14 protein-coding genes are annotated in these 16167 nt (G+C 30.8%); 6 read left to right on the top strand and 8 right to left on the bottom strand.

Annotation, left to right across the window (positions count from 1 at the left end; genetic code table 11):
- Positions 1 to 345: 345 nt before the first annotated feature.
- The 3 genes from PYW44_RS02880 to PYW44_RS02870 form a co-directional block, all read right to left on the bottom strand.
- The gene (locus PYW44_RS02880) at positions 346 to 978 is read right to left on the bottom strand and encodes an MsnO8 family LLM class oxidoreductase (protein ID WP_236593584.1); all 633 of its coding nucleotides are present in this window, start codon (positions 976 to 978) and stop codon (positions 346 to 348) included.
- Positions 979 to 1217: 239 nt separating this feature from the next.
- Positions 1218 to 2882, bottom strand: a complete 1665-nt coding sequence (locus PYW44_RS02875) for a Na/Pi cotransporter family protein (protein ID WP_021338500.1) — start codon at positions 2880 to 2882, stop codon at positions 1218 to 1220.
- A gap of 390 nt (positions 2883 to 3272) precedes the next feature.
- Positions 3273 to 4562, bottom strand: a complete 1290-nt coding sequence (locus PYW44_RS02870; protein ID WP_021338501.1) for a YhgE/Pip domain-containing protein — start codon at positions 4560 to 4562, stop codon at positions 3273 to 3275.
- Between the two features lie 155 nt (positions 4563 to 4717).
- Between PYW44_RS02870 and PYW44_RS02865 the strand changes: the two genes are divergently transcribed.
- Both PYW44_RS02865 and PYW44_RS02860 read left to right on the top strand, forming a co-directional pair.
- Positions 4718 to 5338, top strand: coding sequence for a TetR/AcrR family transcriptional regulator (locus PYW44_RS02865; protein ID WP_021338502.1), 621 nt, complete (start codon positions 4718 to 4720; stop codon positions 5336 to 5338).
- Between the two features lie 63 nt (positions 5339 to 5401).
- The gene (locus PYW44_RS02860; RefSeq protein WP_021338503.1) at positions 5402 to 6340 is read left to right on the top strand and encodes a magnesium transporter CorA family protein; all 939 of its coding nucleotides are present in this window, start codon (positions 5402 to 5404) and stop codon (positions 6338 to 6340) included.
- Between the two features lie 112 nt (positions 6341 to 6452).
- On the opposite strand, the gene PYW44_RS02855 is transcribed toward PYW44_RS02860, so the two are convergent.
- Both PYW44_RS02855 and PYW44_RS02850 read right to left on the bottom strand, forming a co-directional pair.
- The gene (locus PYW44_RS02855) at positions 6453 to 7895 is read right to left on the bottom strand and encodes a sucrose-specific PTS transporter subunit IIBC (protein ID WP_021338504.1); all 1443 of its coding nucleotides are present in this window, start codon (positions 7893 to 7895) and stop codon (positions 6453 to 6455) included.
- A gap of 141 nt (positions 7896 to 8036) precedes the next feature.
- Positions 8037 to 8612 (bottom strand): peptidoglycan recognition protein family protein, encoded by a 576-nt coding sequence (locus tag PYW44_RS02850; protein ID WP_021338505.1) that lies wholly within the window; start codon positions 8610 to 8612, stop codon positions 8037 to 8039.
- Between the two features lie 224 nt (positions 8613 to 8836).
- Here PYW44_RS02850 and rsp point away from each other — a divergent pair, with 224 nt between their 5' ends.
- Both rsp and PYW44_RS02840 read left to right on the top strand, forming a co-directional pair.
- A complete protein-coding gene (rsp, locus tag PYW44_RS02845) occupies positions 8837 to 10786 on the top strand; it encodes an AraC family transcriptional regulator Rsp (RefSeq protein WP_236593585.1) in 1950 nt (649 codons plus the stop codon).
- Between the two features lie 308 nt (positions 10787 to 11094).
- Complete coding sequence (locus tag PYW44_RS02840; protein WP_021338507.1) at positions 11095 to 11442, top strand: DUF4889 domain-containing protein; 348 nt, start codon at positions 11095 to 11097, stop codon at positions 11440 to 11442.
- A 356-nt stretch (positions 11443 to 11798) separates the two neighbouring features.
- Here the strand turns inward: PYW44_RS02840 and PYW44_RS02835 are convergent, their stop codons facing one another.
- Complete coding sequence (locus PYW44_RS02835; protein WP_021338508.1) at positions 11799 to 12155, bottom strand: DUF3139 domain-containing protein; 357 nt, start codon at positions 12153 to 12155, stop codon at positions 11799 to 11801.
- A gap of 456 nt (positions 12156 to 12611) precedes the next feature.
- Between PYW44_RS02835 and PYW44_RS02830 the strand changes: the two genes are divergently transcribed.
- Entirely contained in the window at positions 12612 to 13052 is a 441-nt protein-coding gene (locus tag PYW44_RS02830; protein ID WP_002511489.1) for a MarR family winged helix-turn-helix transcriptional regulator, read from the top strand.
- A gap of 376 nt (positions 13053 to 13428) precedes the next feature.
- Positions 13429 to 13863 carry an Hsp20/alpha crystallin family protein gene (locus tag PYW44_RS02825; RefSeq protein ID WP_002506812.1) on the top strand — a complete coding sequence of 145 codons (435 nt, stop codon included), beginning with the start codon at positions 13429 to 13431 and terminating at the stop codon, positions 13861 to 13863.
- A gap of 80 nt (positions 13864 to 13943) precedes the next feature.
- Here PYW44_RS02825 and PYW44_RS02820 read toward each other — a convergent pair whose 3' ends face one another.
- On the bottom strand, positions 13944 to 15110 hold the full coding sequence (locus tag PYW44_RS02820; RefSeq protein ID WP_021338509.1) for a nitrate/nitrite transporter: 1167 nt from the start codon (positions 15108 to 15110) through the stop codon (positions 13944 to 13946).
- 384 nt (positions 15111 to 15494) lie between these two features.
- On the bottom strand, positions 15495 to 16148 hold the full coding sequence (gene nreC, locus PYW44_RS02815) for a nitrate respiration regulation response regulator NreC (protein WP_002506810.1): 654 nt from the start codon (positions 16146 to 16148) through the stop codon (positions 15495 to 15497).
- Positions 16149 to 16167 lie beyond the last annotated feature (19 nt).

Below are 16167 nucleotides of genomic sequence, written 5' to 3'. Positions count from 1 at the left end.
AATAGCTAATTGGTCTACTGTTTTAATTCTTAATTTATGATTTTGAACTGGCATATGTAGCATAAATTCATCTATATTGCCGTCACGATTTAATTGATTTAGCTGTTGCTTAATTTCATCCGCGGAACCATTAAAAACATCTATTTGCTTTTCTTCAACTTCAAAGTCTTCGTCACTTTGTTTTTTAAATGTTTCTACTTGTTCCTTTGTATTAACAGTGATTTTTCTACCATCATCGAAATGTAAAGCATAATTTGTACTACCTTCTTTAACTAATGCCTGTTCTTCTTTATTCTCCGATACAACGGCAGCTACCCCTACAATGACTCTGCCTTCAGGAAATTGTTACTTATAATCTTTAAGGGCTTGTTGTAATGTTTCAATATTTGAATTTATGAAAAATGCATATATAAATCCAACTTTTTCTGTAGCAGCAAATTGAGCAGAACTTTCACTACCACCTAGTAGATAAATTTGTGGTGTGGAGATTTCATTATTACGTATCGTTGTTTTTAATTGTCCATAATCTTCGTTTGCAGAAAAATCCCCATTATTAAATTGATTTAATAAATGAAATTTATCATTGAAACTTGTTTGTGGTGACTTTAATTCTGTTTGCAACGCTTGTGTCGCTAAAGGAAAGCCTCCCGGTGCTTTACCTATACCTAAATCGACTCTTCCAGGTGCTAAATGACTAATGAAATGAAATTGCTCTATAACTTTGAATGGACTATAATGTTGCAACATTACGCCACCAGAGCCTACACGTATATTTTTTGTGTGATTCAATATATGTGTTACAAGTATCTCCGGACTCGTACCTGCAACTTCTTCTATATTGTGATGTTCAGCAACAAAGTACCTTGTATAATTTAATTTATCTGCTAGTTGTGCCAATTCAACTGTACGAGCTATACCGTCGTTTACTGTTTCATTTTTATCTATTGGACTTTGATCAAGAATGCTAATAGCTGTCACACGCTGTCCCCCCATATCAGTTTTCTGAAAAATTTATTATATGTAATATTATGCCTTCTATGACTTTTTGTCAAGTATCCCTATCTCTTTACTAAGGATTAAAAATAAAATGATTTGATACATGTGATTTATTATTCCAAATACAGCGATATTGGTTAATTTTCAACAATACAAAAAAGTTGAGAAAGTCTGTTTTACAACAAACTTTCTCAACTTTTAATTTTATATTTAATTATACTTTAGTAAGTCCAGCCCACAGTATGTTCTGTTTCTTCTTCACTTGAAAGTTCGTCAATATCAATCATTGCTTCTGATACATTTCTCGAATGATAGCCAATACGTTCTAGTATAGCAATCATATCTAGATATAACAGACCACCTTCTGGTGAACATTCACCTGAACTTAAACGCTTAATATGTTTTTTTCTTAAATCATGTTCAAGTGTATATGAATCGTTACTTAAATTAACAATTTCATCTTTTTTAACTTTGTCATATACGCTAAACATTTCAACTGATTTATCGAATGACATATTCACGTGTGAATAAAGTTTATCGATACTTTGTGCAGCTTTATCAGAGATTTGTACTGGTTCATTGTGTAACTGTTTCAAATCTAATATATACGCTTCAGATAATCCAGCTACTTTTAACATCGTACGGTTTACGTCAAATAACACAGACATTCTTTCTGCATCTTTTTTGGATATTTTCTTCTCAGATATTTTCGTTAAATATTCTTTTACATTGTCATGCATATTTTGAACAGCCGCATGTTTTTGAAGTACTTTTTTCTCATTTTTTTCATTGTATTCACTAACATTCTCTAATAATGAGTATGTCATTCGTCCAATGTTTTGGATTTCATCTTGTGCTTCTTGTAAAGCAATACTTGGAGCTCTATTAATTAAATTTTTATCTAGATGTCTAGGTTTATATTTTTCTGTTATATCTTCACCAGGAATAAGTTTTGTTACGATCCAAGCTAGAACAAATATAAATGGTAATTGAATCAATGTATTTGTAACATTAAATGTACCGTGTGCAAAGGCAATCGTCATTTCTGGATTTAAGTGCATTACTCCTTGCATCCATTCAACAACCCATTGATAAATAGGTAAAATCGCTAAGAATATTGCCGCACCTATTACGTTAAACATAACATGTACTGCTGCTACACGTTTTGAAGCAAGTGAGCCAGCTAAACTTGCGAGTATTGCCGTGATTGTTGTACCAATATTGTCACCTAACAATATAGGTAACGCACCATTTAAACTAACTAAGTCATTCGCATAGAATCCTTGTAGTATACCAATTGTGGCGCTTGAACTTTGAACAATAACTGTTAAAATCGTACCTGCTGCAACACCAAAAATTGGGTTAGTTGACATGTCTAGCATGAATTGATGGAAACCATCTAAATTAGCTAGTGGTTTTACGGCACTGCTCATTAATTCTAATCCGTAGAATAACGAACCAAAACCAAATAAAATCATACCAATATTTTTAACTTTACGCTTTTGAACAAAGAATATTAAAAATGCACCAATAGCTAATATTGGTAGCGAGTATGCACCAAGATCAATACCTATAATAAATGCTGTAACTGTAGTACCTATATTCGCTCCCATTACAACACCAATGGCTTGACGCATTGTCATAAATCCTGCACTTACAAGTCCAATGGTAATTACCGTTGTACCAGAACTACTTTGAATCAAAATCGTAACTATCGCACCTGCAAGTACGCCCATAAGTGGGTTGCTCGTAAATTTATTTAATATACTTCTAAGACGGTCTCCTGCTGAGGCCTGTAAGCCGTCGCCCATTTGCTTAATTCCGTATAAAAATATACCTAATCCACCGATAAAAGTGAAAATTGTCTCCATAACAGATGAATCCATTGTCACACCTCTTTAAATTATTTGTAAACTATGTGAATTATAACGCATATTTGTAAATTTAGTGTTAATTTTTTATTAAAATTATAGACCAATTTCTAAATGCTTTTGCAATCATATTTCAACGATATATCAGACCACCTAACAAATGCTTTGCTATCAGTGTTTTCCTATTTATTTTATTGATTTTATGTGTAAAATAATTATGTCTTTTTAATGAATTTAATCATATAAATATACTCAAAAGAATTAATTCTCTTTATTTACGTTTTTATTGAGGTATATGTATTAAAACCGTCTCCCCAAATTTTGAGAAGACGGTTTTAATTTGAACTTAATGCTTATATAGAAATTTTTCACTAAATGATTGTTATATACTGTTAATTACTTGATTTAAGATGGTAATTCTGATCGTTTCCCACTATGCTTTCTAATCATTGCTGCTAATATCGATGAAATTATGCCGAAAATTATAAATCCTACAAACATCCACATCGTTGAGTTCATTTCTAATGACTGATGCATATAGAGTAATTCTCTTAAATATTCAGCATAGTGCGTAAATGGGTTCCAATCCACTATATAGTCTTGATAAAATTTCGGTAACATTTGTTTTGGCGATGTTACGAGTTGCATACTAAAGAACATTGCTATAAAGAAAATAGGAATTGATTTCATACCTAGCCACGTCATTACACCTAAGATTAAACCCATAAATCCTAGAATAGAAATGGATATATAAATTGCTATTTTATTTATATCAGGGAAGTCAAAACCTAACACACCTGACATGAAATAAACATACCCAAATCCACCAACAAATGCTGTAATCACCCCTACAATCATTTGTCCTATTGAAGCGATAATACGTTGCGAAATTTCAATATTATTACTCGTTCTAAATGCAAAGAATAGTAGTAATGAAGCTACAATTGAGCTTATCCAGACTGGCATAAACATTAAGAACGGCGCGTTACCACTAGCTTGGTGGTCCTTCACTTCATTCACCTTTTTATTTATTACATTTACAGGCGTTGTAATATCTTTGATATCGCTCGCATCTATTTGCACATTCTGTTGGTCTAATGTATCTAAACTCTGTTTGGAAATTTGTTTGTTAAGATTATCCCCAATACCTTTCAGCATATTAGATGACATTTGTGAAGCCTGCATATTCGCCCCACTATTCGTAAGTGTTTTAAATTGAGCTTGCTTTACTGTTATATTTTGGTTACTACTTTCTTGAGCCATTTTCTGTTGCATTTGTTTGGCTTGAGCAGCAGGTATTTCACCTGATTTCACTTTATCTTCCATTTCTTGTTTCTTAGTATCCATTACTATCTTTTGAGTTTTACTCATCGCATTTTTTGAAAAATCTTCTTCGAAAATTGCAGCACCAAAATATTTTTGTTCATCTAATCCTTTACGTGCTTCTTTTTCACTATCTACATTGATCCATTTTATTTCGTCAGAGTTACTATCTTTCAATTTATCTTCTAAATTTTTACCTATATTTATATCTTTACTTTGAATAGATGTCCCTTCATCATGATTCACAATTGCGATTGGCATCTCTTTAGGTTGAGGATTATACGCTGGATAAAAACCAATTGAAAAAATTGCAAGTATGATTAATATCGCTATTGGCGCAATCCAAAGTAATTTACTTTTAAATATATTCATACCATTTACCTCCTTATTGAACATCATGTTGCTTATTCACTACTTTGTTTATTATAATGAGGTTAATAGAATATTCAATATGCAATAACAATCATATTGTCTTTTTATCAACATATTATTACATATTGTTAATTAACTAAAATGAGGTGACTACTATGCCAGAAGATCGACGTGTACGTAAAACTAAATCAGCGATTAAAAATGCTTTTATACAATTGCTTGAAGAAAAAGAGTTAGAAAAAATTACGATACAAAATATTACCCAATTAGCCGATGTGAACCGTGGTACTTTTTATTTACACTATGAAGATAAATACATTTTACTTTCTGATATGGAAGATGAATTTATATCAAGGTTAGCCGATAGAATTGTATTCGAAAAAGTCATCATGCATGATGTAAGTATTGAAGCATTTGCCAAAGCATTTTCAGAGGAAGTTTTAAAGAATATCATTACTTATTTATATGACAATATTGAATTTTATAAAGTGATTTTTAAACTTGATAGAAAAAGTAAAATAGAAGAAAAAATTTCTGATTTAATGCTAAATAATATGAAAAAAAGCATACCTTTTAGTAATACTGTTTCTGATATTCCTATTGATTATTTTCATAGTTATGTAAATGGGGCCACAGTTTCGTTTATAAAACATTGGGTACAAGATGAAGATAGAATGGATCCAGATACAGTAGTTGATTATTTGTTTAAAATTATCTTTAATGGTCCTTTACGTCTTATGGCAAATGAGCACCAGCATACTGATCATACAAAGTAAACTTGTCATCTTTGTATTTCTCCGTCAATATTTAAAAGAATTTTAGAGAAAGGAACTATTATTATGATTAGTGCATATAAACACTCACAAACACATGAGATTGTTGAATCTCCATTAGATCAATCCGCTTCTTGGATAAATGTAGTTGATCCAAATTGGGAAGAAATTGATTCCTTAATAAATTTATACGGTATCCCAGAGGATTTTGTTAGAGATCCATTAGATGCTGAAGAAAGTGCTCGTGTAGAATATGATGAAGACACAAGTTATTCACTGATTATTCTCGATATACCAGTTGTAAATGATACAAATTTAAAAGTACTTTCTTTTATTACTATTCCTTTAGGTATCATCATTGGCAATAAAAAAATAATAACTGTTTGTAATACTGAAAATGAATTTCTTGAGAACTTTAGTCGTCAAAATATTAATTTACATTTTCATAGTCGCTTTGCACTTAATATATTACTGACGATTTCCAATCACTATAATAGAAATCTTAGATTACTTAATAAAACAAGATTACGCATCGAACGTGATTTAAAAAATAATGTCACGAATAAACAACTTTATAATTTAATGGAAGTAGAAAAAAGTTTAGTATATTTTCTTGCGGCACTTAAAGGCAATGAAGCCATTATCAAAAAATTATTTCGACTACCTGCAATTAAGCGTTTCGATGAAGATGAAGATTTGTTGGAAGATTTGGTTATCGAGAATAACCAAGCCTTAGAAACCACAAAATTATATACAGACATTTTAGAGAGTATTACAACCTCTTATGCTTCATTGCTTTCTAATGAAATGAACAATACGATGAAGACATTAACGTTGTTTACTGTTTTCTTAACCTTACCTACATTAGTATTTAGTTTTTTTGGTATGAATGTACCCTTACCTATAGATGATCACAGCTATGTATCATGGCTCATTGTTATTGCTATTTCATTAGTCATCGTGACGATTGTTGGCGCATTTTTATGGCGTAAACAAAAGCTTTGAAGGCATCCTAAAAATTGATATTTAACATAAAAACAAACCCACGTCGTAATTAACGTTGGGTTTGTTTTTATGCGTTATAGCAAAAGTCTAAATCTCACTAGAATTTATATAATTATCCTGCTTCATTTTTATATTTATTTCTAAAAGATAAAGTGTACGTAACCGCAAAGGCTACGATAAAGGTAATGAGCATCGCAATACCATAATGTAACCAACCATTATTCTGACCGCTAATAGATATAAAACCTGGAAGTCCTGCAGTACCTAAAGCAATTGCTTTAACTTTAAAGAATGAGATATAAGCTGAACCAATACCTGAACCTACAATCGCTCCAATGAATGGATACCTTAATTTTAGATTCACTCCAAACATTGCAGGTTCCGTAATACCTAAAAGTGCTGAGATGCCCGCAGCAGATGCTACACCTTTTAATTTCTTGTTCTCTTTTATAATAAAGAAAGCGGCTAAAGCTGCTGCACCTTGTGCTATATTAGACATCGTCGCTATTGGGAAAATAAATGAACCACCTGTAGACACACTATCTGCAATCAATTGTGTTTCAATTGCAATAAAACTGTGGTGCATACCTGTAATTACAATTGGCGCATATAGCAAACCAAAAATAAGTCCGCCAATTGCACCACCAAATTCATATAACCACGTTAGTCCATCAGATAACCAATAGCCTAACGTGCGTGTGATGGGTCCAACAAATAAAAATGTTAAAAATGCAGTAACTAAAATTGAAAGTAGCGGTGTTAATAAATTATCTAATACAGCTGGTACTACTTTACGTAAACCTTTTTCTAAATTAGCTAAAATATAAGCAGCTACTAACATTGGCAATACTTGCCCTTGATAACCTACCTGATTTATTTCTAAACCAAGCACATTCCAAGAAGGTATTTCTTTCCCTTCTTCTAAAGCTTTGGGATAATCATAGGCGCTCATTAACTCTGGATGCACAAGAATCATCCCTAAGGCTGCTCCAAGAAAGGCGTTTCCTCCAAAGCGTTTAGCAGCGCTAAATCCAATTAAAATTGGCAGTAGCGTAAACGGTGCATTCGCAAAAATGTTAATCATTTCTGCCAGACCTTTGAATTGATTATGTACTTCTATTAACGACTGTTTATCATAGAAAATACCTGGTGCTGTTAGAATATTATTAATTCCCATTAATAAACCACCTGCTACGATTGCAGGGATAATTGGTACAAATATATCAGATAACATTTTCACAAATCTCTGGAATGGATTCATGTTTTTATTACCTTCTGCTTTTACTTCTGATGTCGTAGCAGCTTCTTTACCTGTTATGCTTTCTAACTCTGCAAACACCTTATTCACAGTACCGGAACCTATAATAATTTGATATTGGCCACCAGTAGAAAATGTTCCCTTCACAACATCCATTTCGGATAATTCTTTTTCATCTACTAAGCTTTCATCCTTAAGAACAAGACGTAATCGTGTGGCACAATGTGCCATCGCATCTATATTTTCTTCTCCACCGATTGCTTGTAGTATTTCTGTAGCAGATTTTTTATAGTTCATCTCTATACCTCCCATTTAAATAGAACCGGTTCCATAAATATGAATATTTTTATTGTAACCGGTTCCAATAAATTACGCAATAGCTAAATGAACTTTTACACCGCTTATTCTACGATATATATACCACTTACTAAATGATGTTCAGCCCATATTTTCGAGTTCAGAATCAACAACTTTATTATAATAGCCTTGAATTCTACTTATAAAATAATCTTTTAGTTTTAGTATAGATTCTGAATTTGTCTGTGCATCTTCAAGATGAATCTTCCATGCTCTGTCTGGGCATTCAGTTTCAAAAAATTCTTTGTGTATTCTAACGGTATTTCTGTTCACTGGTAAATTGTATTTTTTCAATAATAGTGCAGCAACCCAAAAACTAACTTCTTCATTTTTCATAAATTCTTGATCTGTAAGCACACCATCTCTTTTAGATTGGCATCGTTCTACACCTATAAAATGTGTATTAGCATAGATGTTACCACAATGCCATTCAACATATTCTGTTGGGTGAAACCAATAGCAAGTATCCTGATCTACATAAACACTTGCCCATCCTTTTTCAAGTTCATTTTTTTCGATTCTATTATTTAACCAATCTATATAATCTTTGGCAGCATAATTCTCAGCATCATCATGAAGAACAATGCCTAATATATAAGGTTTTAAATCAGTTATTTTATTATTTGTGGTATAAAAATTGGAATAAATATGATTCATAATGAATAACCTCCTCTAAATAATACGTATATGAATTAAAAATTCGTTATTGTATAGCAAAAATTTATACGTACCTCACTTTACATTGTTCTAAATTTAATTTTTACATCTTTATAACAACATTATATTCAAAAATATTTATATTTAAAGTATTACTGTTCACAACATTTTATTATATAATGTAATTTGTTCAACAAATCATTTTTCTATTAGGAGTTGCTTTTATGATGGAAAGTACAACACTATGTATTCATGAATATTTAAGTACATACACACGACGTTGTATCGACCGAGTAATCTTGTTATTTTCTTTAAATAACCAACTTGACGTCGTGATCAATGGGAAACATGAATCTGTTGGCAGCAATCTTATCGTTATCAATCATAGCGATTTATATCAAATAACGAATGCTGAACAACTTGTTGAATTAATAATACCTGTACAGCAATTTGCGGAAATAGATCAATCATTCTTTCATTGTTATTATAATTTCAAATTGATAAATTCTAGTGAATATATCAAGTATTTAACATTAACTATGATTGAGCAATTAAGTCGCTTAAATGATACGAAATCTTCAAATATCATTGAAATTATTACCATTTTAAATAAAGAAGCTAAAATTAAACAAGATTTTATTTATGTACCTTCTATTCAATCTGAAAGTAACTTGTTAAATGAAATCACTGTATTTATTAAAGCTCACGTCACTCAGCCTATTTTTTCAAAAGATATTTCTAATTCTTTTTATATATCGGCACCGTATATCTCTATTTTGTTCAAGAAATACTTAGGCATAAGTTTTAAACATTATATTACTAGTTTAAAGATAGCCGCCTCCTTAGCAGAATTAGTTCATAGTAAGGAGACAATCCATGCCATTTCAGAAAATATGGGATTTAACCATTATCCAAATTATACACATCAATTTAAAAACCACTTGAATATGACACCTAATGAATACAGGAAAAAGTTCATGGTATTACAGCGTATCCCTGTTAAGCTAATTAACGAAGACGTTAGTAATTATATCCCCTATTTCGAATCTATTTCAGTAGAAAAGCCATTGCCATCTAATCAGGTCAACATCGAATTGGATCAATTAACCTATAAAGATATTGCAAAAACACCGACGCTTTTTATTCACATTGATGATCTGATGGATATCGTTCAATCAACTTTAAACACTAACCTCAATTTCACTGATTTATCCGAATCCTATTTAATGATTAACAATGTTAGTAAGCTCGCTTTAGAAAAGTTGAATTTCACTGGCTTGATTGACTTCATTGATTCATTATTTTCAAATAATGTAGGTATCGCAATTAGGGTTAAATCTAGCCATCAATTTAAATTTATTCAAGATATCATCTTACAGTATTTAAAATATAAAAATGAGCACCATTATCAACAATCTAACTCTAATTTTATAATGCTTTTCGATGCTGAACATTTGTCATTAAAAGAAATTAACCGTTTATATATTAAAGTAAAAAATTTAAATATACGTATAAAACTAGCTATAACAGTAGAAGGTGTAATCAAACAAACACATTCCTTAAAAAGTGCATTTGATATATTACATAGATTCAATTTTGATTTTTATTTTATTGATATTGAACAAAAAGAGGTCAAATCATTGCTTAATAAGAAAAGTAATATGTTTAATCACTCAATGAGCTATTTTGACTATTATAATCAACTCATTGACGCATCTCAAATTCACACCTCTAAATTTGTATATACCAAACTCACCAAAAAGTGTTTTAAATTATATAAAGAAAATACTCCCTTAGAAACTGCCGACTTAATGTGCCATATATTAATTATGCTCAATCGCGGAAGTGGTGTAGGTTACGAATTAATGCCTAAAGATAATATGGATATTGCATTAATGAATCGTCACGGAATATGTGAGCCTTTAATATATCTATATCAAATTGTGAAACCTTTTATTGGTAAACCTTTATCAATTCATGAAAATTATATCGTTTTTAAGGATTTTCAATATATACACATCTTATTATTTAATTCATTGAAACATCGCTTTTCGCCACAAGAAGTACATAAATTTGTCCTAAGACCTCATGTATTACCTACTAAGGCAATGCTATTTATACAAACACTTAACAGAGACATGGTTTTATTGATTACGCCCTACCACCTTTATTAAATGAAACGTATATCGAACGCACACTTTTACGTCATATAGAACAAGCAAATACGCCAAAAGCCGAGATAAAACAATTTATACGAACAGCTAATCCCCTAGAGTTTGAACTTCATTATGACGAGCTAAAGTATATACGTATCTCACCATTCTAAATAGCAATCAATGTTACACTTAATGTAGCTTATCTTATAAATAAGTCTAAAATAGTACTATTTATTATAACTCTAATAAAATTACCCACTTTATAATTGCATTATTTTAGCATTTCAGATATAAAAGAAGAAACGGATATAAAGGAGATTTCAACTTTGAAAAACAAAAAAATGTTTGCAATTGTTATTAGTTCAGTAATGTTAATTGTTGCTATTGTTTTAGTCATTATGATGATGTCTAGTGGTCCAAAAGAGACTTACTATGGTTATATGGAAAACAGTACAACAGCTGAAAAAGTAATCAGCGAGAAAGATAAAAAGATAGAAAAAGATGTGAAATTACCTTCTGAATCTGGATTTTCACCTAAGAGCGGAGATTTTGTTAAATTAGTAAAAGCTGAAGGTGACGATACTTATAGTGAAATGGAAGTTATCGATCATGACGATATGCCACATGGCTTAATGATGAAAATTCATGACATGGGTGAAATGAAAGGCATGTAATCCACAGGATTATGTAAGTGCTTAACTTCTTTACTCACATATATAAGAGCAGTTAAATTTTCTTGAATAGAGATTTACTGCTCTTTTTTTAATCTATATAGTCTCTGTAAAAAAGAAGTATTAATGAAATTAACGAACAAATATTATTTCAAAGAAACTAACTAAAAAAGAGGCTGAGACATAATGACATGTCTTAGCCTCTTTTTTTTATATTGGCAGTGGCTGACTGAATTGAAAATGCGCTTATACCAAGCTTTTTTCAATTCTAGTCAGCTGTGCCGGGGTGGGACGACGAAATTTTATTAGAAAAATTAGATTTCTGTCCCACTCCCTTGTCTACGTTTTTATTTTCTTAGTTAGTCTTTAATTTTATAATCTTTTTTAAATGCATTATGTTTGGCACCTTTGATATCTTTATTTGTCTCCGGATCAAAACCTTGGACTACAATTCCTGTAGTCATGCTGATTGGTTGAACTACATAAGTATGTTTTGGATCATCTTTAAATTTAACTTCTTTATAAAACAAACCTTTTTTAGCACTGTACAGTGTTTCTTCAGATTTAATTTTCTCTGTCAAATTTTGATCTTCCATATAATGATCAACCAATTCTAAGTGTTTATGCCCTTGGTATGTTCTCATGGCAAAGAATAATACAATTGAAATTATAAGCGCTACAAGTAATACACCCATAATTTTAAAAAATGTCTTCATTTATAATCTCCTCTGGTTAACGCGATATCTTTCTATAGTAAAGTAAGTCATTAACTTAATATGTAAGTTATATCTTACTCAAATCATTAATAGTCGCTCATTCAAATTGATAATAGTAATAGTATGACTGATTATAATACAATTATAAAGCGTTATAACTGTTTTGTAACAAAATCTCCTTATATTTCAGAGCAACCCAAACATCAAGTTAACATTTCTTAATATCATTTAATACATAAATTCTATTTCAAGTTTAGTCGAATTGATTTAAAGCCTATAATCTTTATATGAATTCAAGTAATTAAGACGTACGGAATGTTATAGTATTAAATTTTTACTTATTTAATAAGATAATAGTTAAAAAATAGTATAAAAAGCTATATCTAAAGGTGCGCAACCGTTCCTTGACAATGAATGGTGTTCATAATATGGTTAAATTTCAAAAGGGGTGATTAAATGGAGGAAAAGGACAGCTACCTAGAACAGCAACTATGCTTTCTATTTTATGTTTCTTCTAAAGAAATAATTAAGAAGTATACTTCTCATTTAAAAGAGTATGATTTAACATATACAGGTTATATTGTCTTACTCGCAATTAAGGTGGACGAAAAAATTAATATTAAGACACTTGGTGAGCGTGTCTTTTTAGATTCTGGAACACTTACACCTTTGTTAAAAAAACTTGAGAAAAAAGGTTATGTAACAAGAACTCGTGAGATTGATGACGAACGTAACTTACAAATTGCACTTACTGATAAAGGGACAAACGTGCAAGAACCGCTTTCAAAAGTTTCAAAAAAAGTTTTTAGTGAATTCGATATGGACATAGATGAAGCTATAGACTTAAAAGATACATTGCAAAAATTTGTAAATAAACATTTCTCGAAAGATATTTAAATCATATGGGGTTTGTTGAGGTTAAATGGGACAATGTAATACATACATAACATTTTTATCTTCGACTCACCTCTTTTTAATCCTACTTACTACAATACCCACTTACTTACTTTACTCCTGAAACTTATCTATCCAACGCTTGTTATAAAGCATTCTCTACATCTTAACGTTTCATTTTAAAATGTTTCAACTTTCATGCTAAAATAATGTGAATACAATGATTAATAGTTTGACTTTGATTTTCTTTGACTATTTTATTATAATGTATTTGTAAGGTAAACTAAGTGTTTACCTTAATTTTATACTTTTTATAACTTAAACTTCAATTCCATTCGATTAAATATAATAATTAAACTACGCTGAGGAGAGATGTAGCATGACTTTTGAAAATAAAAATTTTAACAATCCGTTTATCGATGTAAATCCAGGTGATTTATTCAGAGATTTTGGAAAACAAATTTTCGAACAATTTCCTGGCAATGAGAGTATTAAATCAGATATTAAAGAATTAGACAACGCCTATATCGTTGAAGCTGAACTTCCAGGTATTAAAAAAGAAAATATTAGTTTAGAATTTGAAAATAATTTGCTAACGATTGAAGGTAAACAAATTGTCGAAGTTCAAGATGAAAACGACACTAAACGTGCAGTACACCAAGAACGTAACCATAGTGATTTGAGCCGCCAATTCCCATTTGAAAATGTTGATGATAGTAGTATCAAAGCTTCTTATGAAAATGGCCTACTCACTGTAACGTTGCCTAAAAAAGAGCAAAAAGAACAACCAAAATCAAACATCAAAATAGACTAAATATTCATAGATAATAAATAGCGCTACATTTCCAATTTATGGTAATGTAGCGCTATTTGTTTTCTTATTTTTTTCTATATTTAAGAAATCAGTCTCAAATTGTCTTTTTTTACGATATGTAGCATGGTAATGATGCCAAAAACACCAAAGAATGCTAAAAATATAAATGCTAAATGGCTTGTACCAGTCATCATTGTGACATAAGATATGACAATTGGAGGGAAGAAACCACCAAGTCCGCCCATCATTGAAACAATACCATTCGCTGCTCCTGATTCTTTAGCAAAATAGAATGGAACGAGTTTGAACACGAGACCATTACCAGTACCTGCACATATACTAATAAGTAAACAACCGATTGTAAACAATAATATATGACTTGAAAACCCTAAAATAATTGCACCTATAATCATAAATACAAAATCTATCATTAATAAAATAACTGCATTAAATTTATCTCCTAAAATCCCACCTAATGGCCTTAAAAAAGTGGCTAACGCGATAAAGATACCAGATCTAATACCAGCATCTACTTCACTTATACCAAAGTTTTGAACTAAAAAATTCGGTAAAAATAATCCAAACGCTACAAAAGCACCAAATGTAATAAAATACCATAATGATAAATAATAAAGCTTAAGATCTTTCATTAATTTTTTAGACTGCTTAACTAGTGGCACCTTTATTTTTTTCTCATTCGCATCACCCAGAAGAAACATTAAAATTGCAAATAAGACAATAACAATCAAATAGCCTCTAACTGTCGTTTGCCATCCAATCATACCTGCAATAACTGGAGCTAAAAATGAAGAAATTGCAGTACCAATGTTCCCCATACCATATATTCCATTAGCAAGTCCTACTCTTTCTTTAGGAAAATATTTAGGAATTGATGTGACACCGACTGAGAAAATTGCGCCCCCAACACCTAAGAAGAAACCAGAAGCCATTAACATGCCCGGCGTTTGGGCTTGGCTTAAAAAGTAAATAGGAAATAATAGAATAATAAAGCTACAGAAAAACACCCATTTAGCACCAATAATATTAGTTAAATATCCAAATGGCACTCTTAAAATAGAACCCAATATAACGGGTATTGCTAAAATAATTGAAAGTTGATTCCCCGTGATATTAATATCTTGGGAGATAAAAGGCATTAATGGAGATATAATACTCCATGCCATAAATCCAACTACAAGACTTAGCGTTTGTAAGCTAAGTTGGAAACCACCACTTGCTTTGTTCATTCATTTCACCTTCATTTTCATCTATTTAATTTCAATGATTAAATAGCCAGTATTTCGCAGTTACTCTATAATTAAAAAATATGGATATTATTTAATATTTATGAAAGTTAAAACTGGTGTAATATAAGCGAATTGAAAATTGCTTTTTGTTTACAAAATACTAGCTACACTTTCATTTTATGTTTATTGTGAAAAAATTAACATAAGGATTATCCCTTAAGTTAATGTGTGGTTTCCCCTATATTCATCAACCATTATTATTACTTTATATTTTGGTTTCACAGCACAGTAAAAAAATCTTTTATAAAAAAAGTTAGCACGAAAAAATGACTGAATAGAACAATCATTTTTCGCGCTAACACTATATTGATGAATCTATCTGATTTAAAAGTCGACTAGTTTTTTCTTCATTGCATATTCAACTAATTCAGGTTTTGTTTTTAAGTCTAGTTTTTGCATGATATGTGTTTTATGTGCTTCCACCGTTTTGACAGAGACGAATAACTTTTGAGCGATGTCTTTATTGCCATATCCCTTTGCAATTAAAGGCAAAATCTCGATTTCTCTTTTAGATAAAATTTTAAATGGATCATTACTCGCTTGAGTATCTTGAAACGAATTGTTAACGAATTCGTTTACTAGCGATGTTGTGAGTTTCATATCTACGTAAGTTTCACCTTGGTAAACGGTTCTTATAGCCAATAAAAGCTGTTCATCTGGAGCATTTTTTAAAATGTAGCCTTTTGCGCCATTCCTTAATACATGAAATAAATATTCCTCATCGTCAAACATCGTTAATATCAATATCTTTGTTTCTGGAAAACTCTCAGATATCTTACTTGTTGCAATAAGCCCTGATTCACCCGGTGGCATGCTTAAGTCCATAATTAAAACATCTGGCTTGTATTCCATTACTTTCTGGTACGCTTCTACACCATCAGCTGCCGTCCCAACGACTTCCATATCTTCTTGATAGTTTAAAATCATAGAAAATCCTGTGCGCACAACAGCATGATCATCTGCTATCACTATTCTCAAAATTAATTTCTCCTTATTC

The sequence above is a fragment of the Staphylococcus equorum genome (assembly GCF_029024965.1).
Lineage (GTDB): Bacteria > Bacillota > Bacilli > Staphylococcales > Staphylococcaceae > Staphylococcus > Staphylococcus equorum.
This window is presented reverse-complemented; position numbering and strand designations above follow the sequence as displayed.

Bases quoted from the DNA above. Each gene is read 5' to 3' on its own strand.
- PYW44_RS02860 (WP_021338503.1), top strand. From the start codon at position 5,402: ATGATTAGTGCATATAAACACTCACAAACACATGAGATTGTTGAATCT.
- rsp (WP_236593585.1), top strand. From the start codon at position 8,837: ATGATGGAAAGTACAACACTATGTATTCATGAATATTTAAGTACATAC.
- PYW44_RS02855 (WP_021338504.1), bottom strand. From the start codon at position 7,895: ATGAACTATAAAAAATCTGCTACAGAAATACTACAAGCAATCGGTGGA.
- PYW44_RS02875 (WP_021338500.1), bottom strand. From the start codon at position 2,882: ATGGATTCATCTGTTATGGAGACAATTTTCACTTTTATCGGTGGATTA.
- PYW44_RS02825 (WP_002506812.1), top strand. From the start codon at position 13,429: ATGACTTTTGAAAATAAAAATTTTAACAATCCGTTTATCGATGTAAAT.
- PYW44_RS02850 (WP_021338505.1), bottom strand. From the start codon at position 8,612: ATGAATCATATTTATTCCAATTTTTATACCACAAATAATAAAATAACT.
- PYW44_RS02830 (WP_002511489.1), top strand. From the start codon at position 12,612: ATGGAGGAAAAGGACAGCTACCTAGAACAGCAACTATGCTTTCTATTT.
- PYW44_RS02835 (WP_021338508.1), bottom strand. From the start codon at position 12,155: ATGAAGACATTTTTTAAAATTATGGGTGTATTACTTGTAGCGCTTATA.
- PYW44_RS02820 (WP_021338509.1), bottom strand. From the start codon at position 15,110: ATGAACAAAGCAAGTGGTGGTTTCCAACTTAGCTTACAAACGCTAAGT.
- PYW44_RS02865 (WP_021338502.1), top strand. From the start codon at position 4,718: ATGCCAGAAGATCGACGTGTACGTAAAACTAAATCAGCGATTAAAAAT.
- PYW44_RS02870 (WP_021338501.1), bottom strand. From the start codon at position 4,562: ATGAATATATTTAAAAGTAAATTACTTTGGATTGCGCCAATAGCGATA.